Consider the following 26,330-nt stretch of genomic DNA (forward strand, 5'->3'; position numbering starts at 1 on the left):
CCAACCCCCCGGTACGGTGCGCGGCCCGGTCCTCGTCCGGTGGACGGAAGTTCAGGCCCCCGGAGCAGGGATGCACGTTCAGCGGGCGCCCCTTCTCGCCGTCCTGATCCGTGTCCCTATAAAGAGATGTCCGGACGGGGCGAAAAGGTTCCATTTCCCTTTCGAGCGCGGGACTCGGCGGCTCACACTGGCGCGAGCGCCTCGAACGGCTCCGCCGGAAGGCGCACGTCGATGGCGTCGCCGGGCCGCACGATGCCGCCGGTCACGACGACGGCCATGACCCCGGCCTTGCGGACAGTGGCGCCGTCGGCGTCGGTTCCCACGACCTCCTTGAGCAGGCCGGGCTCGAACCGGTCGATCTGGACGCACGGGTTGCGCAGCCCGGTCAGCTCGACGACGGCCTCCTCGCCCAGGTGCAGGCGGGTGCCGCGCGGAAGGCCCAGCAGCTCGAGCCCGTCGGTCGTCACGTTCTCGCCGAGCTGGCCCGGCGCGACGTCGGCCGTCACCTCGTCGAAGAGCTCGCGGTGGATGAGGTGGACCTGGCGCAGGTTCGGCTGCGTCGGGTCACGCCGCACCCGGGAGAGGTGCTGCACCGTCGCGCCGAAATGCGCATCACCTTCGACACCGAGGCCGGCGACCAGGGTGATGGACTCCTGCGGCGGCTTCGAGAAGCGGTGGTCGCCGTCGCTGTTCACCGAGATCACGCGTGCGGTCGTCATCCCCCCATCGTGCCCCATGTCCGTCGACTCAGAGCGACGCGGCCCACTCGTCGACGGTGGTGACGGCGGCCTGACGTGGGAAGACCTTCTCGGCGAGCACGCGGTGCACTTCCGGGTCGGCGTCGCCGCACGCGTCGGCGAGCACGGTGAGCCGGTAGTCGAGGTCGGCCGCCTGGCGCAGCGTCGACAGCACGACGCCGCTGGTCGCGATGCCCGCGAGCACGAGCTCGTCGGCGCCGAGGCCGCGGAGCAGCACCTCCAGGTCGCTTCCCGCGAAGGCGGAGACGCGCTTCTTCACCACGACCGCCTCCTGGCCGCGTGGTGCGAGCGCGTCCACGACCTGGGTCGCAGGGTTGTCGACCTGCATGGCGTCGCCGGCGCTCGCCGCGCGGCCGCCGAACGCCAGGTTGGAGGCGGCGACCTCCGGGTAGCCGGGACGGAAGGCGACGCGGACGAAGACCGGCGGGATGCCGTGGTCGCGTGCGGTGGCGAGGGCTCGGGCGGCCGCCTCGACCGTCGGCTCGAAGCCGGGGCGGCCGGCGATGCCGTTCTGGAAGTCCATCAGCAGCAGGGCGGTGGTCATCGGGGATCCTCTCGACGTATCTAGACAGGTACAACTGTGCAGTTTAGACTGTCGATATGAGCACAGGTCAACCGGATGTGACACCGCAGCAGATCGCCGTCGACCTCCGGGCGGTGCTCGCCCGGCTTCTTCGCAAGCTGCGCGAGGCCACATCCGACGCCATCACGCCCTCGCAGGCGTCGGCACTGTCACGGCTGAGCAAGGGCGGCGTGTCGACGGTGAGCGCGCTGGCGATGGCCGAGCGGGTGCGCCCGCAGTCGATGGCGGCGATCGTGGAGGCGCTGGAGGCGCTGGGGTTCGTCACCCGCAGCCAGGACCCGAACGACGGTCGCCGGCAGATCGTCGACCTGACCGAGGCGGGATGGGCGCAGGTCGCCGGCCAGAAGGAGGCGGGCCTGGCCTGGCTCGACCAGGCGCTGTCCGAGCAGGCGTCCAAGGCAGAGCTGATCACCCTCGCGGCGGCGACCGCCATCCTCGAACGGATCCTCGACTGATGGCGCTCAAGCCACCGCCGCCCCACCGCTTCGATCGGCGCCTGCTCGCGCCGATGATGCTGGGGGCGGTCCTCAACCCCATCAACACCGCCATCATCGCGGTGGCGCTCGCCCCCATCGGGATCGCGCTCGGGGCGCCGGCGTCCGAGACCGTGTGGCTGGTGTCCGCCCTCTACCTCGCCACGGCCATCGGCCAGCCTCTGGTCGGCCGCCTGGTCGACATCTACGGGGTGAAGCGCCTCTTCATCGCGGGCGGCGCGCTGGTTGCGGTGGCGGGCGCGATCGGCCTCCTCATCCCGGCGTCCCACGACAGCGTCTGGTGGCTGGTCGTCGCGCGGGTCGTGCTGGGGCTGGGCACGTGTGCGGGCTATCCGGCGGCGATGCACATGATCCGCGCGGAGGGGCAGCGCACCGGCGTCGCGTCGCCCGCCGTCATCCTCACGGTCCTCTCGGTGACGACGCAGACGGTCGCGGTCATCGGCCCGACCCTCGGCGGTCTGCTCATCGGAGCGTGGGGATGGCGCGCCACGTTCGCCGTGAACCTCCCGCTCGGCGTCGCCAGTGTCATCCTGGGCTGGATCCTCCTCCCGCGTACGACGGGCCTGGAGCCCCCGCGCGACCAGCGCCCCCGCATCGACGGCCTCGGCATCCTCTTCTTCGCGGTGACGATGCTCGCCCTGCTGGTCTTCCTGCAGAACATCTCGGTGGCGACGCTGTGGATGGTCGCCGTGGCGCTCGTCGCGGGCTCCGGCCTGGTCTGGTGGGAGCTCCGGGTGGATGCGCCCTTCATCGATCTGCGCGTGCTCGGCGGCAACGGGCCGCTGCTGCTGACGTACACGCGCTCGCTGCTCACCGCCACGATCTCCTACACGTTCGTCTACGGGTTCACGCAGTGGCTGGAGGAGGGCCGGACGCTCAGCCCGACCGCGGCCGGCCTCGTGCTGCTGCCCGTGTTCGCCGCGGGAATCGGGGTCGCGCTGGCCTTCGGCCGTCGTCCTGAGGTGCTCTGGAAGCTCCTGATCGGCTCGATCGCGCAGCTCGCCGCCGGCGTCCTCGTGCTGTTCATGGGCGGGACGACACCGATCTGGTTCCTCGTCGTCACGATGCTCGTGCTCGGCATCCCGCAGGGACTCAACAATCTCGCGATCCAGAACACGCTGTACCACCAGGCCGAGCCGGAGCGGATCGCGTCCTCGGCCGGGCTGTTGCGCACCTTCTTCTACCTGGGCGCCATCGTCGCGTCCGTCGTCTACGGCAACGTCTACGGAGCCCACGCCACCACCGGTGGCCTGCACGTGCTCGGCTGGGTCGTCATCGGCATCGCGGTGGTCTTCCTGCTGATCACCGTGCTCGACCGCAGCCTGCGGGCGATCGGCCACGAGGGCGCGGGCGGCGGGGATGCAGGCGGCGCGGATGCAGGCGGCAGCCCCTCCACCGGCGAACCGTCCGCTCGTACGATGAGGGCGTGAGCAGGTCACGACACTGGGGAGTCGTCGGTGTGCCGTCGAGTGCCGGCGGTCACACGCCCGGCATGGACCTGGCGCCGGCTGCGATCCGTGACGCGGGCCTCATCGGGCTGCTCGAGCAGCAGGGACACGACCTCCGCGACTACGGGGATGTGCCCGGCTTCCGGCGGCGACCCGATCCGGCGAATCCCGATCGGCAGAACATCGGCGAGGTGCATCGGGTCGCCGTGGAGACGGCGGGCGCGGTGGCTGCTGTGATCGGCGCCGGGCGGACGCCGCTGGTGATCGGCGGCGACTGCACCGTGACCCTCGGCGTTGTGGCGGGCTTTCGACGGGCGGGTGCGCCGACGGCGCTGCTGTACGTGGACGGCGGTCCCGACCTGTACACGCCCGGTCGCATCGCCTACGGCAACGTCGATGCGATGGGGGTGGCGCATCTGCTGGCTCTTCCGGGCAGCGACCCGATCCTGACGACGCTGCAGGGGGAGCCTCCGCTGCTGCGCCCGGACGAGGTGGTCCTCTACGGCGATGCGCTCCCGGAGGACGGCGACGACCTCGAGCGGACCCTGGTGGAGCAGCTCGGACTCGTCCGTGTTCCGGCGACGCGCATCCACGTGGATGCCGTGGAGGCCGCGCGCGCGGCGCTCGCAGCGGCGGAGACGGCGGGGGAGCGCTTCGTCGTCCACTTCGATGTCGACGTGCTCGGCCACCTGCACCTGCCGCTGGCGAACATGCCCAACCCCGACGCCGCTCCCTGGGGACTGAGCGTCGCGGAGGTCGTGGCCAGCCTGCGCGTGTTCTCGGACAGCGACAGGTTCGCCGGCATCGTGCTGACCGAGGTCAACCCGAACAACGCGCCGGACGACGGGGCGTTGCGGGAGTATGTGGAGCTGGTCGCGAGCGGGTTGAGCGGCTGAGCGCGGGGAGGGGCACCGGCTACTCCCGGCCGGGCCACTGCCGGCCGGCCCACGGGTCGTAGTCGGCGATCAGCGGCTCCTGCTCCGGGCGATCGGGCTCGGGAACATGCTGCAGGTTCACCCGGACGCGGTACCAGAGCGAGCTGGAGCCGCGCATCCCGTCGACCAGTTCGTCCGCCGGGTGCAGCTTCGCCGCGACGTCCGGGTGGGCGGCCTTCCACTGTTCGAGCGCATCCACCGCCTCTGGCCTCGTCTTCGTGCGGGCGACCTCGATGAGAGGCATCTGCGAGACGCGGCGGCCGGCGCCGTCCCCGCTGCGGGGTGGTTTCTCGGCCGGCCCCAGCTTCTTCGCGAGGGCGAGCAGGGCGTCCAGCGAACCGACCGCGTCGTCGATGCCCTCGTGCGGGTCGCCGCGCTCCGCGAATCGGTCGAGCACCGTCCGGACGGTGAACTCCTCCGGTCGCCGATCGCGCACCTCGTCCCAGTCGAGCGGGGTCGAGACGCGGGCGTCGGGCAGCGGCCGGATGGAGTAGGCCGATGCCACTGTGCGGTCTTTCGCGTTCTGGTTGAAGTCGACGAAGACGCTCTCGCCGCGCTCCTCCTTCCACCACCGGGCCGTCGCGAGCCCCGGCGCGCGGTTCTCGACCTCGCGGGCCAGCGTCTCCGCCGCGAGCCGCACGTCGGCGAACCCCCACTCGGGCGCGATGCGGACCAGGATGTGCAGGCCGCGCGACCCGCTCGTCTTCGGCCAGCCGACCAGCCCGTGATCGTCGAGCACCTCCCGGGCGACGAAGGCGACGTCCACGATCTGCGACCAGTCGACACCTGGCATCGGATCGAGGTCGACGCGGAGCTCGTCGGGATGGTCGAGGTCTTCGGCCCGGACGGCATGCGGGTTGAGGTCGAGGCAGCCGAGGTTCGACACCCATGCGAGCCCGGCCGCATCCCGGACCACCGCCTCCTCCGCCGACGTGCCGCTGGCGTAGTGCAGCGTCGCCGTGTCGATGTAGTCGGGGTGCCCCTCCGGCACCCGCTTCTGGAAGAACGGCTCCTGCGTCAGCCCCTTCACGAAGCGCTTCAGCACCATCGGGCGGCCGCCGGCACCGCGCAGCGCGCCCTCCGCGACCGCGACGTAATACTGCGCGAGGTCGAGCTTCGTCAGGCCGGGCTCGGGGAAGACGACCTTGTCGGGGCTCGAGATGCGCACCTCCTGCCCCTCCACCTCGAGGAACGTCTCGGACTTCTTCGACGGGCTCATGCCCGCCACGGTAGCCGTGCCCGCCCGGCCGGGCCAGGGTCGGTCGCGGCGTCCGCTGCCGCCGCCCGTGCCCGAAACGGAGGACATCCCGGCCCTCCGGTCTCGAACTCCCTCCCTTCGTGGCCGATCCACGGCGCGTCGGGCCGGATCGCCTCCCTTTTCGCATCGGCCGCCGGGCGCAGGGCCGCGTCGTAAAAGGAGGAGAAAAGCAGGATGCGCCCGCGCGCCGCCGAGAAACGGAGGCGTCCAGGGCAGGCATCGGGCCAGATCGCCTCCATTTCTTCGCCCCGCCCGACATCAGGCCGATCGCCTCCGTTTCCGAGGACGTGCCGCCGGGCGACGGCCCGCCGGCTCTGGGCCGGGGCGACGGCTGCTGCTAGCGTGCCGTTCGGGGGGTACGCGATGCGGCGATGGGTTCTCGCGACGGCGATGGCGGCGGTGGTCGCGGTGGGATTGAGCGGGTGCGTGTTCCCGCCGACACCGTTCGACGGGAAGCGCACGGCGGAGGACCGCATCCCGACCGACCTCATCCCGGATGTCCAGGGCGGCGACATGTCCACCTCCCGCTATCAGGGCAGGGCCGACGGCTGGGACATCTACCTGCTGCGCGGCACGCATCCGTTCGGCATCTGCCTGGCGTACACCGACGGCACGCCGGAGCGCTCCGGCGCCGCGTGCTCGGGCGGAACCTGGGTGCGCGCGGGGCTGCCCGACGGCGACGAATTCGAGGTGAACCTGAACGGCTTCATCGACACCCCGAAACCCGGCCAGAACGTCCTCTCGCCCTGGGTGCGTCAGGTCAGGCAGGGAACCGGCGGGTGAGCGGACCACGGTGCCGGAGGCGCTGGGCCGGCCTGGCGATCGGGGCCATCTGCTGCGCCGTGCTCGTGGGAGTGGCGACGTTCTTCGTGCAGGTCCACGCCGCGACCGCCGACTGGTGGCCGCGCGCCATCCCGACCCGGGTCCAGTACGACCATCGCAACTTCACGTGCGGCGACATTCCGCGCAGGGACGATGTCGGGCCGGTGGCGCTGACCGGCCTCCAGCCTCGGGGACGCACGATCGGTGGCGGCGTCATCTACGCGCCTCCGGGTTTCGACCTGCCGGACGGCATCGTCGTCTCGGCCGACGGCGAGCTCCGCGCGTGCTCGCTCAGCGGCGGGACCTGACCCTCCGAACCGTCCACGGATTGACAGAGGCGCGCGGCCCCCTCCGTCGGACACAATGGGTGCCATGGGATCCATGGACCTCAACCCGCCCATCGAGGAGCACGACGGCGTGCGGGTCCACCGCGCGCTGTGGCGGCACTGGGGAACACCCGCGGCGATCTACGGGACCATCGTCTACGCCAGCGTGATCGCGGCGACCTCGGTCGACAACGAGGACAGCGGCTCGGCCGTGCAGATCCTCGTGTTCAGCCTGGTCAGCATCGTCGTGTTCTGGATGGCACACGTGTACTCCGACGCGCTCGGGTTCCACGGCGACGCCGACCGCCTGGGCGACCGGATGCGCGACTCGCTGCGGCACGCGCTGTTCGAGTCGAGCGGGATGCTGGAGGCCGCGGTCATCCCGAGCGTCCCGCTTCTCCTCGCCTCGCTGCACATCCTCTCCGCCACTGCCGGCGTCTTCCTGGCCCTCTGGTTGTGCGTCCTGCTTCTCGCTCTGCTCGGCTTCCTGGTCTTCCGCGTGCGCGGCCGCGGAGTATGGGTCTGCCTGGTGGGGGCGGTGGTGACCGGGCTGTTCGGCGTGGTCGTCATCGTGCTCAAGTCGCTGCTCTCGCACTGAGCCCATAGCGCCGGAGGACGCGGCGCGGAAGCGTCCGTGACGGCATGTGTCGGCGGCGAAACAGTAGGACACGCAGCATCGACGCCGCTTGCGGACTCCCGCATCCTGATGCGCATCCCCCGATGCCTGAGGAGTCCCCATGCGTTCCCGTCCCACCCGTTCCCTCGGCGCCGCAGCCGTCGTCCTGACCGGCGCGCTGGCGCTGTCCGCCTGCGCCTCCGGCTCCGACGCCGCAGCAGGCGGAGGCACCAAGGTCGACGGCGGCACCATCGTGTACGCCCACCAGCAGGAACCGGCCTGCGTGTTCGGCGGCTGGATCGAGCAGGCCTATCTCTCGTACCAGGTGCTCGACAACCTGACGTCGCTGGATGAGGACCACAAGGTGGTCCCGTGGCTCGCGACCTCCTGGAAGCAGTCCGACGACGGACTGACCTGGACCTTCGACCTGAAGAAGGACGTGAAGTTCACCGACGGGACGCCGCTCACCGCCGCGGCCGTCGCCTACAACTTCGACTACTGGCTGAAGGGCGGCAACAGCACGGCGCTGGTCTGGCTCGACGGCTACTACAAGGATGCGAAGGCCATCGACGACACCACCCTCCAGATCGACCTCTCCCGGCCGTACCCGCGCCTGGCCGACAACCTGTCGCAGGGCTACTTCGGCATCCAGTCGCAGCACGCGCTCGAGACCCGCAGCAAGGAGCAGAACTGCGAGGCGCCGATCGGCTCCGGCGCGTTCATCGTCGACAAATGGAACCGCGGTCAGGACATCATCCTGAAGAAGAACAAGGACTACACGTCGCCCCCGGCCAACGCGAAGCACACCGGCGCGGCCTACGTCGACGAGATCGACTGGAAGTTCGTGGCCGACCCGACCACCCGCGTCGCCGCGCTCCAGGGCGGCCAGGTCGACGCCATCTACGACGTCCCCGCCGTCCAGTGGAGCACGCTGAAGTCCGGTGGCTACCAGCTGGAGAAGTACGTGACGCCGGGCCGTCCGCAGCAGATCTCGTTCAACACGCAGCAGGGTCCGTTCACCGACGAGAAGGTCCGTCAGGCGTTCGCCTACAGCCTCGACCGCAAGCAGATCGTGGACACCATCGGCCGGGGAGTCATCCCGTTCGAGGGCAACGGCGGTGTCAGCCAGGCGACCCCCGGCTACAGCGAGAAGGCGGCCGACTGGTACAGCCAGGACCTGAAGAAGGCGGATGCGCTGCTCGACGCGGCCGGGTGGACGCGCCAGGGCAGCACCGGCGTCCGCGAGAAGGACGGCACGAAGCTGACCGTCTCGCTGCCCTACGGCGCAGGCTCGATCATCAACGCGGACGGAGCGGCCATCCTGCAGGGCGTGAAGGAGCAGGCTGCGAAGGTCGGCTTCGACGTGAAGCTCGTGCCGGTCCCGCAGAGCGAGTTCTTCTCGGGCAAGTACGCCGGGCCGGACACCCACGACCTGGCCGCCGGCTACTGGACGGCCGTCACCGCGGGCATCCTCTACATCAACTGGCGTCCGTCGACCCCGGACCACCCCAACTACTCCAACGCCGCGTTCTACAACGACCCGACGCTCGAGCAGTACATCCTCGACGGCAACTCCGCCCCGACCGTGGAGGCGCAGAACGCCGCCTACGAGAAGGCGCAGGACTACATCGCCGAGCACGCGCTGTCGATCGGCGTCTACGACCGGCTGAGCACGCTCGCGGTCGCGCCGAAGCTGCGCGGGGTGTGGCAGGAGAACGCACAGGGAGGACCGACGTTCTATGACGCCTACTTCGTCAAGTGAGCTGACCACCGCTACCGCGACGGGGCCGATCGCGCAGAACGCGATCCGGCCCCGCCGGGGTCGCGCGGTCGCGATCACGCTGCTGCGTAAGATCGGCGCCGCCGTCGTGGTGCTGTGGGGTGCGGCCACCGTCGCGTTCTTCGCCCAGCTGGCGCTGCCCGGCGACCGCGCGACGACCATCCTCAACATCCGGGCCGGTCAGGCGCAGGCGCGCACCCCGGAGGAGCTGGCGCAGATCAACCAGCAGTACGGGCTGACCAAGCCGGTGATCGTGCAGTACCTCGACTACCTCCGCGGGCTGGTGTCCGGCGACTTCGGCACCTCGTACCAGCAGTACCGGCCGGTCACCGCGGTGATCGGCGAGCAGCTCGGCAGCACGCTGACCCTCTCGTTGACGGCCATCGCGTTCGCGTGGCTGATCATGGTCGTCTGGGTGACACTGACGGCAGGTCGCGGCCCGCGGCTGGCGGCCTTCGGGTCGACGGTGGATGTGGTGACCGCCGGGCTCCCCGCCTACTGGCTCGGCATCATCCTGCTCCTGGTCTTCGGCCTCGGGCTGCACTGGTTCCCGATCATCAGCGGATCCTCGCCCGCCGGGATCGTGCTCCCGGCGCTGACGCTGGCCATCCCGCTCGCCGGGTTCATGGCGCAGAGCGTGCGCACCGAGTTCGAGCGGTCGCTCGATCAGCCGTTCGTGCTGTCGGCGCGGATGCGCGGGATGGGCGAGTGGGGCATCCGGCTGCGGCACGTGCTCCGGCACGCGGTCATCCCGGCCGTGACGCTCTCCGGCTGGGCGCTGGGGGCGACCCTCTCCGGTGCCGTGATCGTGGAGTCGATCTTCTCGCGTCCGGGCATCGGCTCGGTGCTGGTCAGCGCGGTCAACGCGCAGGACCTCCCGGTGGTCACCGGCATCGTCACCCTGGTGGCCGTCGTGTATGTGGCCGCGAACCTCATCGTGGACGTCGTCTACACCGTCATCGACCCCCGCCTGGAGCTGACATGACCGCGCTCGGAACGCCTCCGTCCCCCGCCGCCGCGCCGGTCCGCCCGACGCTCGCCACCCGTCTCGGTCGCGTGCCGTGGGGCCTGGTGCTCGCGGTCGCCTTCGCCGTGCTCCTGCTGGTCGCCGTGATCGCGCCGCAGGCGCTGACCACGCATCTTCCGACCGCGATCGACTACCAGGTGGCGCTGCAGCCGCCGAGCCTCGCGCATCCCTTCGGCACGGACGAGTCCGGCCGCGACCTCTACACCCGCGTGATCTGGGGCGCCCGCGACTCGCTGACCATCGGCCTCGGAGCTGCGGCCGTCAGTGTGGGTCTCGCACTCGTGCTCGGCACGCTCGCCGCCCTCGGGGTGAAGCCGGTGGCGGTCGTGATCGACCGGTTCGTGGAGATCCTCTTCGCATTCCCGGCCCTCCTGCTCGCCCTGCTGCTGATCGCGATCGCCGGCCCGAGCGCCGCGACGCAGGTCTTCGCGGTGGGCATCGGAACCGCCCCCGGGTACGCGCGGATGATCCGCGGGCAGATCCTCGGAGCGCGCAACTCCGGGTATGTCGAGGCGGCGACCGCGCTCGGGCATTCGCGCTGGCGCATCCTGCGCGCGCACATCCTTCCGAACGCCTTGCGGCCCCTGGTGGCGGTGTTCGCCCTGTCGATCGGGCAGTCGATCGTGTGGGCGTCGAGCCTCTCGTTCCTGGGTCTCGGCGTCGCGCCGCCCGCCTCGGAATGGGGTGCCCTGCTGGATGCGGGGCGCCAGTACCTGACGACGGCGTGGTGGCTCGTCGTCATCCCCGGACTCGTGATCGTCGCCGTGGCGCTCGCCGCGACGACCATCGGACGGCACATCCAGGCGCGCCTGGAGAAGGGAGAGCGGTCGTGAGCATCAGTACGGAGACCACCGAGACCGACGCCATCGTCGAGGAGCTGGACTGGCCGGCGACCCGGCTGCGGGTGCGCAACCTCCGCACCGCGTTCCGGGTCGACGGCGCGCTGCGTCCGGTCGTCCACGGCGTGAGCTTCGACCTGCGGCCCGGGGAGTGCGTCGCCATCGTCGGCGAGTCCGGCTCGGGCAAGTCGGTCACGGCCCGCTCGCTGGTCGGCCTCGCGGGCCGCTCGGCGGTGGTCGAGGCGGACGAGCTGACCATCCACCACGAGGACGTCCGCGGGTTCGGCCCGCGCGAGTGGAAGCGCATCCGCGGCCGCGACATCGGCTTCGTGCTGCAGGATGCGCTGGTGTCGCTGGACCCGCTGCGCCCGGTCGGACGGGAGATCGACGAGGCGCTCCGCCTGCACGGCTGGGGCGGGCGCCGGGCGCGCCGGGAGCGCGTGCTCGACCTGCTGACGCGCGTGGGCGTGCCGTTCCCGGCCGTCCGAGCGAAGCAGCGGCCCGACCAGCTCTCCGGCGGCCTGCGGCAGCGCGCTCTGATCGCTTCCGCCATCGCCCTCGATCCGGACATCGTGATCGCCGACGAGCCCACCACCGCGCTCGACGTGACCGTGCAGGCGCAGGTGCTCGACCAGCTCGAACTGATGAAGGAGCGCGGCGCCTCCGTGATCCTGATCAGTCACGACCTCTCGGTGGTCGCGCGGCTCGCCGACCACATCCTCGTGATGCGGGGCGGCGACGTGCTGGAGCAGGGTCCGGCCGGTCAGGTGCTCGGAGCGCCGGCGCACGAGTACACGCGCGCTCTGATCGCCGCGGTTCCGGGCGAGGCGACCCGCGGGCACGCCCTCACCCCGGGTGCTGCCGCGGTGCCGACCAAGCCGCCGGCGGGCGCCGTCGTGCTGGAGGCGACCGATCTGGTGAAGCGCTTCCACACCTCCGACGGCACGGTCACCACGGCCGTCGACCGCGTCTCCTTCTCGCTGCGCGCCGGCGAGACGCTCGGCATCGTCGGCGAGTCCGGTTCGGGCAAGAGCACCACCGCGCGTCTGGCCCTCGGACTGGAGGCCCTCGACGGCGGCACCGTTCGGTTGCTCGGACAGCCCTGGGCGCCGCTCGCCGAGAGCCGGCGGCGGGGGCTCCGGAGCCGGATCGCCGTCGTGTACCAGGATCCGCTGAGCTCGTTCGATCCGCGCTGGAACGTCGAGCGCATCCTGGTCGACGCGTTGCGCTCCGAGCGGTTCGCGTCGGCGGAGGAGCGGCGCGCGCGGGTGCTCGAACTGCTGGAGCAGGTCGGCCTTCCCGCGAACGTCCTCCCGCGGTTCCCGCTGAAGCTCTCGGGCGGCCAGCGGCAGCGCGTCGCCATCGCCCGGGCGCTCGCACCGCGCCCGGACGTGATCGTGCTGGATGAGGCCGTCTCGGCGCTCGACGTCACCATCCAGGCCCAGATCCTCGACCTCCTCGCCGAGCTGCAGCGCGAGTCGGGCGTCGCCTATCTCTTCATCTCGCACGACCTGGGGGTCATCAGTCACCTCAGCGATCGCGTCCTCGTCATGAAGGACGGGGTGGTGGTGGAGGAGGGCTCGCCGGATGATGTCTTCGAACGGCCCGCGCACCCGTACACTCGTGCCCTGATCGCCGCCATCCCGGAGTTCGATCCGGCCGCGCGAGCCGCCACCACCCCTGAAAGCGAGACCGCCGCATGAGCGAACCCAAGCAGCTCTTCGTGAACCTCTTCGAGATGGCCTGCGTGAGCCACATCACGCACGGCCTGTGGACGCTGCCGGGCAACAACCGGGAGCGCTTCGCCGACCTCGACTACTGGCTGGAGCTGGCCCAGCTGCTCGAGCACGGCGGGTTCGACGGCATCTTCCTCGCCGACGTGATCGGTGCGTACGATGTGTTCCGCGGCGGCCCGGAGACGGCCCTGCGGGAGGGGCTGCAGAGCCCGAACCTCGATCCGCTGCTGCTCGTCCCGGCGATGGCCGCAGTGACCGAGCGGCTCGGATTCGGCGTCACGTTCTCGACCACCTACGAGCCGCCGTTCGCCTTCGCCCGGCGCATGTCGACGCTCGATCACCTGACCAAGGGCCGCATCGGCTGGAACATCGTCACCTCGTACCTGCCCAATGCGGCCCGCAACTTCGGCCTCGACGGCGAGGTTCCACACGACGAACGGTACCGCTACGCCGACGAGTACCTCGACGTGCTCTACAAGCTGTGGGAGGGCTCGTGGGATGACGACGCGGTCGTCGCCGATCGCGCGGCCGGGGTGTTCACCGACCCGTCGAAGGTGCGGTACATCGACCACGTCGGGGAGCGGTTCCGCGTCGCCGGGCCGCACATCGTCCATCCCTCGATCCAGCGGACGCCGACGCTGTTCCAGGCGACCGGGTCGCCCGCGGGCATCGAGTTCGCCGGCCGGCACGCCGAGGTCGTGTTCACCGGCGGACGCACGAGCGACGAGTTCCGCCGCAATGCCGACGGGATGCGCGAGGCGGCCGTGCGGCACGGTCGCGAGCGCGACGACATCCGCTTCATCGCGATGGCCGGCGTCATCGTCGGCCGGACGCAGGAGGAGGCGGAGGACAAGTGGCGCCTGTACCGCGAGCGCGCGAGCCTCGACGGCATCCTCGCGCACAGCAGCCTGCCGGTCGACCTGACCGCGTTCCCGCGCGAGATCACCGTGCGCGAGGCGCTGGCCCGGGCGGATTTCCCGGCGGAGAAGGTGCCGTACCTGCCGCTCGACACGACGGTCGGGCAGGCGCTCGACTTCATCAAGGTGGGCCGCGACGAGCGGTTCCTCGTCGTCGGCGACCCGAAGACCGTTGCGGATGAGATCGAGCGCTGGCTGGACGAGGACGGCCTGGATGGGATCAACCTCCGGCAGTACCACTCCTTCGACACGGCGCGCGACTTCGCCGAGCTGGTGGTCCCGGAGCTGCGTCGCCGTGGACGGCTGCCGGAGGAGGGCGCCACGGCGGGGACGCTGCGCGAGCGGCTGTTCGGGGCCGGAAACTCCCGGCTCCCGTCGCGTCACATCGGCACCCGTTACCGCGGAGGAGCGAACCTCGATGTGCCGGTCGAGCCGCTGCAGTTGCACTTCGAGCACGCGGCGTCCTTCTGACGGCGGGTTCCCCGGGTTCCTGGTAGAGAACCGTAGATTGTAGAGTTTCTAGCCAAGCTAGGTATATCCTGACGCCACGGCCGGCCCGGCCGACGGCAGAAGGAGCATCCCATGGCGAAGAAGCCCGGGGAGACGGTGGTCTTCGAGTACGACGGCAACGGGGATGTGGACGTCCTCGAGAAGCGGAGCCGGCCGCTGCCGAATCCGAGCGCGGACGAGGTGCTCGTCGAGGTCATCGCGACGGGCATCAACCACATCGAAGGGTTCATCCGCACCGGTCGTGAGGAGGCGTGGGCGGACGAGCCGTTCCCGCGCGGCTCGGGCAGCGACTTCGCCGGGATCGTCGTGACCGGCGACCTCGGCGGACGGTTCAGGAAGGGCACGGCGGTCATCGGGCACGTGCGGACCGGCGCGCACGCGGAGCACATCGTCGTCCCGGTGGGCGCGCTGGTGGCGAAGCCGCCGCACGTGCCGTGGGAGGTGGCCGGCGGTCTGTACCTCGCGGGTGTGACCGCCCTCGACACCCTCGACGACCTCCGGATCGGACCGGACGACACCGTCGTCGTGTCGGCGGCGGCCGGCGGCGTCGGCAGCATCGAGGCGCAGCTGGCCAAGCATCGCGGAGCCCGGGTCATCGGAACGTGCGGTGACCGCAACTTCGACTACCTGCGTCAGCTCGGCATCCGGCCGGTGCGGTACGGCGAGGCCATCGAGGAGCGCATCCGCGCCGAGGCGCCCGGCGGGATCACGGCCCTGATCGACAACTTCGGGCAGGACGGACGCGCCCTCGCGGAGTCGCTCGGCGTTCCGCCGTCGCGATACCGGTCGAGCGAGGACCGCCGCGACACGGAGCTGCGGCTGTTACAGGACGACCCGGAGACCGTGGCGCACGGCACCGCGCAGCTGGGCCGTCTGGCGCAGTTGGCGGAGGAGCGGGCGTTCACCCTGCTGATCTCGGGGTTCTATCCGCTCTCCGACATCAAGTACGCCTACGACGACCTCCAGAACCTGCACTCGCGCGGCAAGATCGTGCTGGGGACGCATCCCGTCACCACGTACTGGACCCTGAAGACCCGCGACGTGCAGGAGGCGCGGGCGTAGCGTCCGCCCGCCCGACGCCTGCCGCCTGCCCGCGGTTGCGGAAACGGAGGCGATCCGGCCGCGTCCGCTCCCCGCCGCCTCCGTTTCCCGCTGTTCTCCGGCGCGCCGCGCGCCAACTCCTCCCTTTTCCACCAATGACGGAAACGGAGGAGATCCCGGCCGACGCGCCGCCGGGGTGCGGCAAACGGAGGAGATGAGCTCGGGATGCGACTCACCGTTCCTCCGTCGCCGACTCTTCGCGCCGCCCCCACCCGTGCCGTAGCGTGGAGCGGGTCGGCAAGAGGAGGGGTGTGCGTGGGCGATCGGAGGTCCGTGGACGCCGTTCCGTCCGCATCCGGCGCCCCCGCATCCACCCCCGTGCTCGCTGCGGAGGCGCGCGGTGTCCGGGTGCGGCACGACGGAGCCGCCGCCTGGACCCCTGACGGCATCGACGTGACCGTCGCCCCCGGCGAGGTGCTGCTCGTCCTGGGACCGAGTGGATGCGGCAAGTCGACCTTCGCGCTGACCCTCAACGGACTCGTGCCGCACGCCGTGCCCGCCGATGTCGAAGGGAGCGTCCGGGTCGGCGGTGTGCTGACGCGGGATGCGACGGTCGCCGAGCTGAGCGAGCACACCGGCATGGTGTTCCAGGACCCGGACGCGCAGCTCGTCGCGCGCACGGTGCTGGACGAGGTGTGCTTCGGACCGGAGAACCGTCTGCTCCCGGTCGCCGAGGTCGAAGCCCGGGCTGAGTCGGCGCTGCGGGCCGTCGGCCTGTGGGAGCGCCGCGGCGACGACCCCGACACGCTCTCCGGCGGAGGGCGTCAGCGGCTGGCGATCGCCTGCGCGCTGGCGCTCGACGCCCCGCTGCTCGTGCTCGATGAGCCGACCTCCAATCTCGACCCCGCGGGCGCGGAGGAGGTCTACCGTCTGCTCGGACGCCTGACGGCCGCGGGGTCGACGCGGTCGGTGGTGCTGATCGAGCACGATCTGGACCTGGCGCTCCCGATCGCCGACACCGTCCTCGTGCTCGACGGGGCGGGCCGTCCGTTCGCGTACGGTCCGGCGCGGGAGCTGATCCGCGATCGCGCCGAAGAGCTGAACGAGCTCGGCGTCTGGCTTCCCACCGCGACGACCGCGGCCCTCCGACTGCGCGCGGCCGGCATCCCCCTCGACCCGCTGCCCCTCACGGCCTCCGACCTCACCCGAGCCCTCTCCCAAGCCCCCGTCCCCCCACCGTCGAGTACGCAAACTTTGTACGCTGACGCGCCGGATCGTGTGCAATTTGTGCGTACTCGACGGCGGGCGGAGGCCCCCGAGGGCGAGGAGCACGAGGGGGATGAGCGGGCGGCGGCGGCGGTTCGCGTCGCGGGGCTGACGGTGCGGCGCGGGCGGCGGAGCGTGCTGGAGGATGTATCGCTGCGCGTCGGGCGCGGGGAGTTCCTCGCGGTCGTCGGTCCGAACGGCGCGGGCAAGACCACGCTCGTGCAGGCGATCGCCGGGGTCGCGCGCGCCCCGCGCTCGACCATCGACGTTCTCGGGCTCGACCCGGCGCGGGCGTCCGTCCGGGCACTGCGCGAGACCGTCGGGTTCGTCTTCCAGAACCCCGAGCACCAGTTCGTCACCCACAGTGTCGAGGACGAGCTGGCGTTCGGGCTGCGGCAGCGTCGCCTGCCCACGGCAGAGATCGCGGACCGAGTGGATGCGATGCTCGCGGTCCTGGGGCTCGCCGACCGCCGTTCGGCGCATCCCTTCCTCCTCTCCGGCGGGCAGAAGCGCCGCCTGTCGGTGGGCACGGCGCTCATCGAGGGAGCGCCGGTGCTCGTGCTCGACGAGCCGACCTTCGGCCAGGATCGCGCCCGCGCGACCGAGCTGCTCGACCTCCTCGCCGAGCTCAACCGCAGCGGCACCACCGTGATCGCTGTGACGCACGACCTCGGGCTGATCGGCGAGTACGCCTCGCACGTGGCGATCGTCGCGGGCGGCCGGCTGCCCGTCGTGGGCGAGACGGCCCGCATCCTCGGCGACCCTGCGCTGCTCGAATCGCACGGACTCCGTCAGCCCGTCCTGGCGCGCGCCCTCGCGGACCCTGCCGTTCCCGAACCTCTGCGCGGCCTCACCCGGCTCGCCGACCTTCCCGCCGCCCGATGACCGCGACAGCCACCGCACCGCGTCTCGCGGAACGCCCACCCGGCTTCCTCGCGCGCCTGAATCCGCTCGCGAAGGTCGCCGCGGTCGTCCCGGCGTGGATCGGGCTGCTCGTCACCCGGGACGCGGTCGTGCCGCTGGTCCTCCTCCTCGCGGCGGTCGTCCTCCTGCTGGTCGGCGCCAGGCTCTCACCTCGGGCGCTCGTGCTGCTCCTGCTCGGGCTGCCGGCCGGCGTGCTCCTGACGGCGATCGGCTTCGGCCTGTGGGCCGAACCGGGTAGGTCCGCGGACGCGACCGTCCTCGTCGCGGTCGGCTCGTACGAATTCACGGTCGGCGCGCTGGTCGTCGGCCTGACGACCGCGCTGCGAATCGCCGCGATCCTCGCGTTGGCGCTCGTCGGCGGCCTCACGACGAGCGGCCCCGACCTCGCCCGCGCCCTGACCGCGCAGCTGCGTATCCCGTACCGGTTCGCGTACACCGCGGTCGCGGCTTACCGGTTCGTGCCGCTCTTCGCCTCCGAGCTCGCTGCGATCCATCGCGCGATGAGGGTTCGCGGTGTCGCACCCGGCCGCGGACCGGTCGCCGCCGTGCGCCGGGCCTCCGCGATGGTGGTGCCGCTGCTCGCCTCCAGCATCCGTCACGCCGACCGGGTCGCGCTCACCATGGAGTCCCGCGCGTTCGGTGCCCATCCGCGCCGCACCGAACGCATCCCACCCCAGTGGCGCGCGCGGGACACGGTGTTCGTCGTCGCCCTGTGGGCGCTCACCGCGGCGGTGCTCGTCCTGCGCTGACCCGCTGACCCGATGGTTCTGCCCCCAGTACAGGGGAATACGGCCCTCCAGCAGGGTGAAGCCGGGGTGAAAAACGCTCAGCTGCGTCCCCGATTCCGAAAGACTCCGGCAGTACCCGACGCGTCGCGTGTTCCCGCACCTTCGCGATCTCCCGACTGTTCTGCCCGAAGGACCACGTCTTGCTTACCCGACTCCGTTCGTTGTTCCTGCCTGCCCGCGGCGCCCACGCCCGCCGCCGTACGCTCCGCGCTCCCGCCAGTGTCGCCGCGGGCATCGTGCTCGCCCTGATCGGCGCGGTGGCCGTCGGAGCTCCCGCGGCCAACGCCGACGACCTGGGCTCCGGCGTGCTGAACCTCTCCAAGACGGCGAACGTCACCGAGGTCACCCCGGGTCAGAGCTTCCTCTACACGCTCAACTACGGCTGCTCGTCCACGACGACGGGATGCGTCAACGCGGTGCTGACCGACCCCGTCCCCGCGCCGCTGCAGATCGTGGGCAAGCCGACCGTCGTCGGAGCGGGCAGCGCCACCACGACGGTCAGCGGAAACACCGTCACGGTCGCCTTCGCCGACAGCGTCCCGAACACCGTCCCGGCGAGCACGGGTCTCGCCGCGGGTACGACCGGGTCGGTGCAGATCCAGGTCACCATGCCGCAGAACGTGGACAAGTCCCTCGACGGCACGCAGCTGACCAACAACGCGACCTTCACGGCGACGAACGCGTCGACCGTCAGCGGCTCCGTGCCGGTGACCGTGCACGTCCCGGATGTGATCACCGCGTCCGTGTCGAAGACCTGGACGCCCGGCTCGACGCAGTACAACCCGGGCGAGACCTCGCAGGTCGCTCTGACCGTCGCGAACACCTCCAACATCCCCGCCACCAGCCTGACGATCGCCGAGCCGGCCGATCCGTCCGCCGCCGGCAACACCTTCGACTTCTACGACCTCGCGGGCTTCGGCGCCGTGACCTTCCCCGCGGGAGCCGACCAGGTCCAGGTCATCGCGCTCACCGCGGGCGGACCGGTCGACGGACCGGTCGGCGCGACCCCGCAGCTGTCGTCCGGCGTGCAGCCGGGTGACGTCACGGGCCTCCGCTTCGTGTTCTCGTCGAGCACCGGCGACACCATCGAGGCCGGCGGCACCGCCGGATCGGTCGCCCTCAGCCTGGTCCAGCGCGCGACCGGCCGCACCGGAGGCGCGAGCCTGGTGGCCGGCGGAACGCGCACCAACCAGGTCGGCGCGACCGTCAGCACGCCGAGTGGAGACGGACAGGCGCCCCTCGCCTCCGCCCAGCAGATCGTCGCCCCGCTCACCGTCTCGGTCTCGGCCGACAAGTCGTTCGTCGACCCCCAGATCCCCGCGGGCGACTCGTCCGTGGCCACCGTCACCGCCAAGAACACCTCGACCGGACCGCTCACCAGCCTGACGGTGACCGAGCCGGGCTCCGGCACGTTCTTCACGAACAAGGTGACCTTCGGCGGCTTCACCTCTGCCGCCGCGTGGCCGCAGGGGGCGACCGGCGCCACCATCCACTGGTTCGTGAACTCGGGAACCGCCCCTGCCGATTCCACCGTCGACCAGGCCTCCGGTCTGCCCGGCGCACCGACGCTCAGCGGCGGGCAGTACCTGACCGGCTTCCAGATCGTCTACACCGGTTCGATCGCGCCGGGCGCCACCGCCAGCATCCCCTTCACCGTCAACACGACGACGGATGCGGGACCCGCCGGCTCCGGTTTCGTCACCTACCCGAACACCGCGACGGTCGAGGGCGCCAACCCCGCCGGCACCGCGACCGACACCGCGAACGCCAACCTCGACGTGTACTTCCCCGAGGTCAAGCTCACTCTCGACAAGACCATCACGCCCAGCACGGTCATCCCGGGCGGGACGAGCCTCGTCCAGCTGTCTGCGCAGACGCCCACCGGTACCAGCTCCGTCCGGCCCGACACGATCGTGATCACCGAGCCGCAGGACACCGCGAGCGTTCCCTACTGGAACGCCTTCGACGCGACCGCGATCGCCCCGACCAGCGTGCCCTCCGGCTCGAAGCTGACGATCGAGTACACCACCGACGGCACGACGTGGAACACGCTGGCCGTCGTCGACGCGACGGCCGCAGCAAAGACGTACTCGGCGACTCTCGACAGCGTGCTGCCGAACGGGACGACGCACTCCGACGTCCGCGGCCTGCGCTTCACCTTCACCGACGCCGACGGCTTCGGTCAGGCGACCAACGTCAAGCCGGCGATCACCTTCACCGCGCGCGGCGAGCTGCGCGACGGCAGCGGCCCGACCAACCCGGGCGCCTACCCGACCGTCACGCCGTACCAGAACTGCGCGGTCAGCCAGGCGTCCGGCACGGTCGCCGGGTCCGGCATCACCAGCCAGCCCGCCGTCGACTGCGACACCGTCGGCGTGCAGGCGACGCAGGGCGGCCCCGGCCCGCTGCTCGCGGCGAAGAGCTGGGACGGCACCAAGGTCGTCCAGGCGCAGTCCGGCGCCACCACCGGCGTGACGCTCGGCTGGGGCAGCCAGGTCAGCGGGATGCAGTCGATGACCATTCAGGACCCGGCCGTGCCGAGCCCCATCGGCGGCAGCGTCTTCCAGGCGTTCGACCTGGTCCGCATCGACGCGATCACGCCGACGTCCACCGCTGGTGCGACCCTCGACCCGCAGATCCGCTGGGACAAGGTCTCCAAGGTCGAGCTGTTCGACGGGACGCAGTGGAACGACATCACGTCCGCCGCCTGCCCCACGTCCAACGCCTGTGACGGCGTCTTCCCGGGCTACACGCTCACCGCATCGCAGCGCGCGAGCACCCAGGGCGTGCGTCTGACCGTGATCGAGAGCCCGAACCGCGCCGCGCGCATCCAGTCGACGGGTGACCCGACCGCCCCCGCTGTCGGGAGCGGCGTCGCCAGCGTCAGCGCGAGCGCCCAGCCGAACGGCCGGACCGTGCACCTCGACCTCGCCATCCGCAACACCGTCCGGGGCGGCACGGCCACCGATTGGGTGACCGGCACCCGCACCTACAACCTCGGCGGTTCGCCGGGGGCCGTCGACAACACGGTGCGCGTCGGCGCGCAGCCGTTCGACGGCGACCCGGTCAGCCGTGACGCGAACGACCACGTCACGATCATCGACCCGACGTTCACCACGAAGGTGACGAAGACCGCCTCCCCGCAGACGCTCGTCATCCCGCAGCCCGACGTCCCGGCGTCCGCGTACCCGAGCACCACGTATGCGACGACGGCCACGAACACCTCCACGAGCAAGACCTGGCAGTTGCGCCTCTCCGACCCGACGGAGTGCGTGAACGCCACAACGTCCGACCCGTGCGTGTTCGCGCCCTACGACGCCGCGGCCAACCCGTTCGAGCAGCTGAACCTGACGAAGATCGTGGTCGACCTCAGCCAGGCGCCGGGCGTCCAGACGAGCGCCAGCAGCGTCTCCCTGCTCCACCTGGCGGCGGACGGCAGCACCACGACCCAGACGGTGACGCTCGCGCAGGCCATGGCCCTGACGCCGGCCGACCTCAGCGATGTCGTCGCGGTCAGCGCGCTCCTGCGCGGCACCAACGCTCAGGGCACCGACGGCACCGGCGGCACGATCGCGCCGCAGCAGAAGGTCGGCCTGACCCTGACGGCGCAGCTGCGCAAGACGACCCGCACCGGCGGAACGGCTCCCGTGCCCAGCACGATCCTCAACAACGCGCACGCCACCCTCCACGACGACGTCTACCCGGCCGTGCAGGCCGCCGATGAGCAGGGCGTCATGGTGACGCTCCAGAACGGCAACCTGCAGGTCACGACCGGCAAGACGTTCAACCCGACGAGCACCCTGCAGGCCAACCCGGTCGACCCCATCCAGGTCAACCTGCGTGCCCGGTCGACCGGGACCCTCTCGCCCAAGGTCCTCGTCATCGAGGATGCGGACGACAGCTTCTGGAACGCCTTCACCCTGAAGTCGTTCACGCTGCCCAACACGCCGACCGGCGCCGACCGGGTCCAGGTGGATGCGCGCACGGGTCAGGGCGCGAACGCCCAGTGGCAGTCGGGGACGCCGACCGCGATCGGTTCGGCGGCCCTCCCCGCCGGCGTCGCCGTCGCGGACGTGACCGGCCTGCGATACACCTACACGCGGGCCGACGGTGCCGCCTTCTCCGCTTCGGAGGACAAGGACGACGTCCGGCTGAACGTGTCGCTCCGCACGACCCTGCGTGACGGCAGCGGCCCGGTGACCTCGACGGTCGTCGCGCAGCCCATGCCGGGCGAGACGGCCGCAGGCACCATCTCAGACACGGTCACCGCCGATGCGTCCTACAACGACGTGCACGCCACCCAGGCGAACGCCAGCGCGACCTTCACCGTCGACCCGGGCACCGCGAAGCTCCAGGTCGAGAAGACCAGCCCGGGTCAGGCGGCCTCCGGTCGCGAGGTGAACTGGACTCTCCGGTTCAAGAACAGCGGAACCGGCAGCCTGGCCAACCCCGTCGTGACGGACACCCTGCCGGCGGACGGTTCCCTGCTCTACGTGCCGACCAACGTCCCCACGTTCAGCACCTCCACCGGGGGAACGCTGCCCGTCGACGGCGCCGTGATCACCCGCACCTACGACGCCGCGACCGGCACCATCCGGTTCACCTGGCCGGCCGGTTCGCAGCTCGCGCCCGGAGAGACCTACAGCATCACCATCGGCCTGCAGATCAAGCCGGGACTCGCCCCGGCGAAGACGGCGGTGAACACCTTCGGGGTGTCCACCGACCGCCAGCTCACCGGCGCGAACTGCACCGCCCTCAACCCGGGCAACGGGCGCGCCGTGACGTTCGCGGGCAACACCTGCTCGACCAGCAACGTCGTGACGACGCTGTCGCAGGGGTCGTTCACCGCATCCAAGGGCGTCAAGTCGTCCACCGGACAGGCGCAGAACGTCGTCAACCCGGCCCTGCCCTGCACCGCCGACGCGGACGGCTACTACCGGTACCCGTGTGCGGCGGTCAGCGCGATCGGCGCGACCGACGACTGGAAGCTCGAGATGGTCAACGGCGGAAACGTCGCGGCCAAGACGCTGACCGCGGTCGACGTCTTCCCCTACCCGGGCGACACCGGCGTGGTCGACTCGTCGCCTCGCGGCTCCGTCTACTCGCCGAAGTTCCTCGGCGACCTGACCTTCCAGCCGACCGGTGACGCCGCGGGTGCGGTGATGACCTGGTACGTGACGACCGCTGCGAAGCCGTGTGCCGCCGACATCACCCCGGGGTCCTCCTGCCCCGCGGGCGCGTGGGTCCCGTCGAGCGAGATCGGCTCGACCGTCCAGGCGGCGGATGTGACCGGCGTCAAGATGGTCTTCGACTTCAGCGGCACCGCATCCGGCACCCTGGCGGCCGGCGCCGCCGTGAAGGTCACCTACACGAGCACGAACGTGCCGACCACCGCGGCCGGCGACCACCGCGCCCCGGTGAGCGCACCGGTCACCGCCGTCCGCGCCTGGAACTCGTTCGGCTTCTACCCGACATACGTGTCCGGCTCGCAGCCGGCCGGCCCGCAGGAGCCGATCAAGGCGGGCGTCATCCTCACCGGCGGTCCGCTGCAGATCACCAAGACCGTCACGGGACCGGCGGCGCAGTACGCGCCGACCAGCTTCCAGGCGGATGTCAGCTGCACCATCGGCGGCGTCGCCGTCGGTCTCGCGGCGAACGCGACGGTGACGCTCAGCGCGGCGAACCAGTACACCGCGCGGATCGACGGCATCCCGACCGGCGCCCAGTGCGCGGTCGTGGAGCACGGCGCCGATGGCTCCTACGGTGAGGCGAGCCGGACGGTCACGCCCGGCTCGGTCACCATCGCGGCGGCGGACGCCTCGGCTCCCGTGCCGGATGACCAGAAGGTCTCCATCGTCAACGACTACGGGACGACCGACCTGACCGTGACGAAGCACGTGGACACCGCGGCGACGGCCGGCGCCTTCGGGCCGTTCGGCGTGAGCGTGGTCTGCACGGCTCCGCTCGGCCAGAGCATCCCGCTCGCCGCCGGGGACGCCGCGTTCACCCTCCAGGACGGCGGGTCGCACACGATCAGCGGTCTCCCGGCGCGCTCCAGCTGCGTCGTGACGGAGACGGATGCGGACGGTGCGGCGGCCTCGCCGAACCACGTCGCGATCTCGGTCGACGGAGCAGCGGCGACCGACGGAACGCAGGCGACGGTGGTGCTCGGCACCGGCCCGCAGGCGACGACCGCGGACATCACCAACCACTACGCGGCAGGCGCCCTCGCGATCGCCAAGATCGTCGACGGCGATGCGGCGGCGGGATACGGCGACGGCCCGTTCACCGTCCACGTCACTTGCGTCTACGCCGGAGACCAGACCCTGTTCGACGGCGACCTCTCCATCGTGGGCGGCCAGACCCTGACCGTCCCGGGCGTCTACCCGGCGGGCACCGAGTGCTCGGTGGTGGAGACGACCGACGGCGGAGCGACCGGAAGCACCGTGGACACGCCGACCGTCACCATCCCGGGTGCGACCGACGGCTCCGTGCCGACGGTCACCGTGAGCGTGACCAACACGTTCTCGGCGGGCAGCGTGACGATCGTCAAGCAGCGAGTCGGTGACGGCGTGGCCCGCTACGGCGCCGGTCCGTTCACGGCGCAGCTCGTCTGCACCTGGCAGAAGGACGGCCAGACGCTCACCATCCCGCTGCCGAACGCCGGCCTCGTCACCCTCGACGACGCGAACGGCTACACGGCCACGGTGACCGGGCTCATCCAGCGCGCGCACTGCGACGTGACCGAGACCGCGACGGGCGGGGCGACCGCCGTGTCCATCGCACCGACCAGCGGCGTCACCGTCCCGGCGGGGGCACCGGCCGAGGTGACGATCACGAACACGTTCGACACCGGATCCCTCGTTATCGACAAGAAGCGGATCGGCGACGGCGTCGCCTCGTTCGGAGCGGGCCCCTTCACCATGCAGGTCACCTGCACGTACGAGGCGGATGGGGTGGTCACCCCGATCGACCTCGGCACCGACGGCACCGTGGTCCTGTCGAAGGCGAACGGCTACTCGGCCACCATCGACGGCCTGATCGCCGGCGCATCCTGCGCCATCGAGGAGACGGACGCCGGGCTGGCGACCGCCACGACGATGGACCCGGCCGACGGCACGGTGACGATCTCGGCGGGCGCCGCGGCGACGGTCACCGTGACCAACCGCTTCGACGTCGGGCACCTTCGGATCGCGAAGACGGCCGACCGGTCGACGGCTGGCGTTGGCGACACGATCGTCTACACGATCACCGTCACCAACGACGGACAGATCGACGCGAAGGATGTGGCCGTGACCGACCACCTGCCCAGCGGCATCCAGGTGCTCGGCGCCCAGCCCGCGGCGGCGAAGGCGACCGACGGCGAGCTGCACTGGGTGATCCCGGGCATCGCCGCGGGCGAGAAGGCCACCATCACGCTGGCTGCGAAGCTCATGGCGCCGCAGGACACGACCAACCGCGCCAGCGTCGAGACGCCGAACGGCCCGTGGGATCCGTCCACCGGCGACGAGCGGTGCGGTGACGGCGCGACGGCGTGCGCGACCGTGACCGATCCGCCCGTCCACGGGTTGGCGAACACCGGAAGCGACCTGCTGGGATCGCTGGCCTGGGCGATGACCGCGCTGGCCGCGCTCATCGCCGGCGCCGGCCTGCTCCTGCTGCGCCGCCGGCCGAGGCTCCGGAAGCGATGAACCAGACCCGATCTGGTCAGCGACCGGCCGAGGGAGAGGCTGGGTAAGCCCTCTCCGTCGCGCGGCGGGGAGGACGGGAACCTCCCCGCCGCACTTATTTTCCGAACCGGCGTCATGATCCGGCCCGTCGGCACTCTCTTAAGCGGGGTCGCTCGACAGGGCCCGTGAGCGCGGCGAATTCGGCCCGCCGCCTCGCGGTGCCGCTCGTGCGGTCGCGGTGGGCCGGGTTTTCCCGGCCCGGTCCACCGCAGCGCGTCCCCCGGAGGCGATCGCGGAGCGGCCGGGCCGCATCCCCCTCCGTTCCGCGCCGTCTGCCGGCGTGGCGGTACGTATCCCCTCCGTTTCTGTTGCAGTCAGGAAGGGAAGATGCGGCGGTCGACGCGACGCGTCCATGCCGGGAACGGAGGCGGATCGTGGTGCGGTCGGGCGGGACGTCCTCCGTTTCGTGTGTGGGCCGCCGGGGTGGCGGTACGTATCCCCTCCGTTTCCGGTGCGGTCGGAAAGGGAGGACGCGATGGGCGGCGCGCCGCGCGCACGCGCGAAACGGAGGGGGTTTCGGGGGTTCGGCGGC

Annotated in this window: 18 protein-coding genes; 15 read left to right on the top strand and 3 right to left on the bottom strand. The window is 71.3% G+C overall.

What is annotated here, in order from left to right:
* Positions 1–182 precede the first annotated feature (182 nt).
* Together BLR91_RS19730 and BLR91_RS19735 are read right to left on the bottom strand one after the other, a co-directional pair.
* Entirely contained in the window at positions 183–719 is a 537-nt protein-coding gene (locus BLR91_RS19730) for an MOSC domain-containing protein (RefSeq protein ID WP_018192552.1), read from the bottom strand.
* A gap of 28 nt (positions 720–747) precedes the next feature.
* Entirely contained in the window at positions 748–1,302 is a 555-nt protein-coding gene (locus BLR91_RS19735) for a cysteine hydrolase family protein (RefSeq protein ID WP_089878624.1), read from the bottom strand.
* Between the two features lie 56 nt (positions 1,303–1,358).
* On the opposite strand from BLR91_RS19735, the gene BLR91_RS19740 reads away from it, so the two are divergent.
* From BLR91_RS19740 to BLR91_RS19750, 3 genes are read left to right on the top strand one after another with little or no spacing between them, the layout of a single operon-like run.
* Positions 1,359–1,796: a MarR family winged helix-turn-helix transcriptional regulator gene (locus tag BLR91_RS19740; protein ID WP_231371199.1), complete on the top strand. Its 438-nt coding sequence runs from the start codon at positions 1,359–1,361 to the stop codon at positions 1,794–1,796.
* Positions 1,796–3,265, top strand: coding sequence for an MFS transporter (locus tag BLR91_RS19745; RefSeq protein ID WP_089878619.1), 1,470 nt, complete (start codon positions 1,796–1,798; stop codon positions 3,263–3,265). The genes BLR91_RS19740 and BLR91_RS19745 overlap by 1 nt, the downstream gene beginning before the upstream one ends.
* The gene (locus BLR91_RS19750) at positions 3,262–4,179 is read left to right on the top strand and encodes an arginase family protein (protein ID WP_231918758.1); all 918 of its coding nucleotides are present in this window, start codon (positions 3,262–3,264) and stop codon (positions 4,177–4,179) included. Before BLR91_RS19745 ends, BLR91_RS19750 begins: the two co-directional genes overlap by 4 nt.
* Positions 4,180–4,198: 19 nt before the next feature.
* On the opposite strand, the gene BLR91_RS19755 is transcribed toward BLR91_RS19750, so the two are convergent.
* A complete protein-coding gene (locus tag BLR91_RS19755) occupies positions 4,199–5,437 on the bottom strand; it encodes a DNA polymerase domain-containing protein (RefSeq protein WP_089878613.1) in 1,239 nt (412 codons plus the stop codon).
* 402 nt (positions 5,438–5,839) lie between these two features.
* Here BLR91_RS19755 and BLR91_RS19760 point away from each other — a divergent pair, with 402 nt between their 5' ends.
* The 12 genes from BLR91_RS19760 to BLR91_RS19815 all read left to right on the top strand — a co-directional run bounded on the left by BLR91_RS19760 (position 5,840) and on the right by BLR91_RS19815 (position 25,759).
* On the top strand, positions 5,840–6,259 hold the full coding sequence (locus BLR91_RS19760) for a hypothetical protein (protein WP_157694702.1): 420 nt from the start codon (positions 5,840–5,842) through the stop codon (positions 6,257–6,259).
* Complete coding sequence (locus tag BLR91_RS19765; RefSeq protein WP_231918759.1) at positions 6,256–6,606, top strand: hypothetical protein; 351 nt, start codon at positions 6,256–6,258, stop codon at positions 6,604–6,606. Before BLR91_RS19760 ends, BLR91_RS19765 begins: the two co-directional genes overlap by 4 nt.
* Before the next feature lie 64 nt (positions 6,607–6,670).
* Positions 6,671–7,222 carry a hypothetical protein gene (locus BLR91_RS19770; RefSeq protein ID WP_018192543.1) on the top strand — a complete coding sequence of 184 codons (552 nt, stop codon included), beginning with the start codon at positions 6,671–6,673 and terminating at the stop codon, positions 7,220–7,222.
* A gap of 139 nt (positions 7,223–7,361) precedes the next feature.
* Positions 7,362–9,002, top strand: coding sequence for an ABC transporter substrate-binding protein (locus tag BLR91_RS19775; RefSeq protein WP_089878606.1), 1,641 nt, complete (start codon positions 7,362–7,364; stop codon positions 9,000–9,002).
* Positions 8,980–10,005: an ABC transporter permease gene (locus BLR91_RS19780; protein ID WP_089878603.1), complete on the top strand. Its 1,026-nt coding sequence runs from the start codon at positions 8,980–8,982 to the stop codon at positions 10,003–10,005. Before BLR91_RS19775 ends, BLR91_RS19780 begins: the two co-directional genes overlap by 23 nt.
* Positions 10,002–10,880 carry an ABC transporter permease gene (locus BLR91_RS19785; RefSeq protein WP_089878600.1) on the top strand — a complete coding sequence of 293 codons (879 nt, stop codon included), beginning with the start codon at positions 10,002–10,004 and terminating at the stop codon, positions 10,878–10,880. The genes BLR91_RS19780 and BLR91_RS19785 overlap by 4 nt, the downstream gene beginning before the upstream one ends.
* Positions 10,877–12,589, top strand: coding sequence for a dipeptide ABC transporter ATP-binding protein (locus BLR91_RS19790; RefSeq protein WP_089878598.1), 1,713 nt, complete (start codon positions 10,877–10,879; stop codon positions 12,587–12,589). Before BLR91_RS19785 ends, BLR91_RS19790 begins: the two co-directional genes overlap by 4 nt.
* Entirely contained in the window at positions 12,586–14,010 is a 1,425-nt protein-coding gene (locus BLR91_RS19795) for an NtaA/DmoA family FMN-dependent monooxygenase (protein WP_089878595.1), read from the top strand. The genes BLR91_RS19790 and BLR91_RS19795 overlap by 4 nt, the downstream gene beginning before the upstream one ends.
* 111 nt (positions 14,011–14,121) lie before the next feature.
* The gene (locus BLR91_RS19800; RefSeq protein ID WP_089878593.1) at positions 14,122–15,111 is read left to right on the top strand and encodes an NADP-dependent oxidoreductase; all 990 of its coding nucleotides are present in this window, start codon (positions 14,122–14,124) and stop codon (positions 15,109–15,111) included.
* Between the two features lie 294 nt (positions 15,112–15,405).
* On the top strand, positions 15,406–17,241 hold the full coding sequence (locus tag BLR91_RS19805) for an ABC transporter ATP-binding protein (protein ID WP_231918760.1): 1,836 nt from the start codon (positions 15,406–15,408) through the stop codon (positions 17,239–17,241).
* Positions 17,238–18,029 (top strand): energy-coupling factor transporter transmembrane component T, encoded by a 792-nt coding sequence (locus BLR91_RS19810; protein ID WP_089878587.1) that lies wholly within the window; start codon positions 17,238–17,240, stop codon positions 18,027–18,029. Before BLR91_RS19805 ends, BLR91_RS19810 begins: the two co-directional genes overlap by 4 nt.
* Positions 18,030–18,208: 179 nt before the next feature.
* A complete protein-coding gene (locus BLR91_RS19815) occupies positions 18,209–25,759 on the top strand; it encodes a DUF5979 domain-containing protein (RefSeq protein WP_231918761.1) in 7,551 nt (2,516 codons plus the stop codon).
* The last annotated feature ends 571 nt before the right edge of the window (positions 25,760–26,330 follow it).

The sequence above is a fragment of the Leifsonia sp. 466MF genome (assembly GCF_900100265.1).
GTDB lineage: Bacteria > Actinomycetota > Actinomycetes > Actinomycetales > Microbacteriaceae > Leifsonia.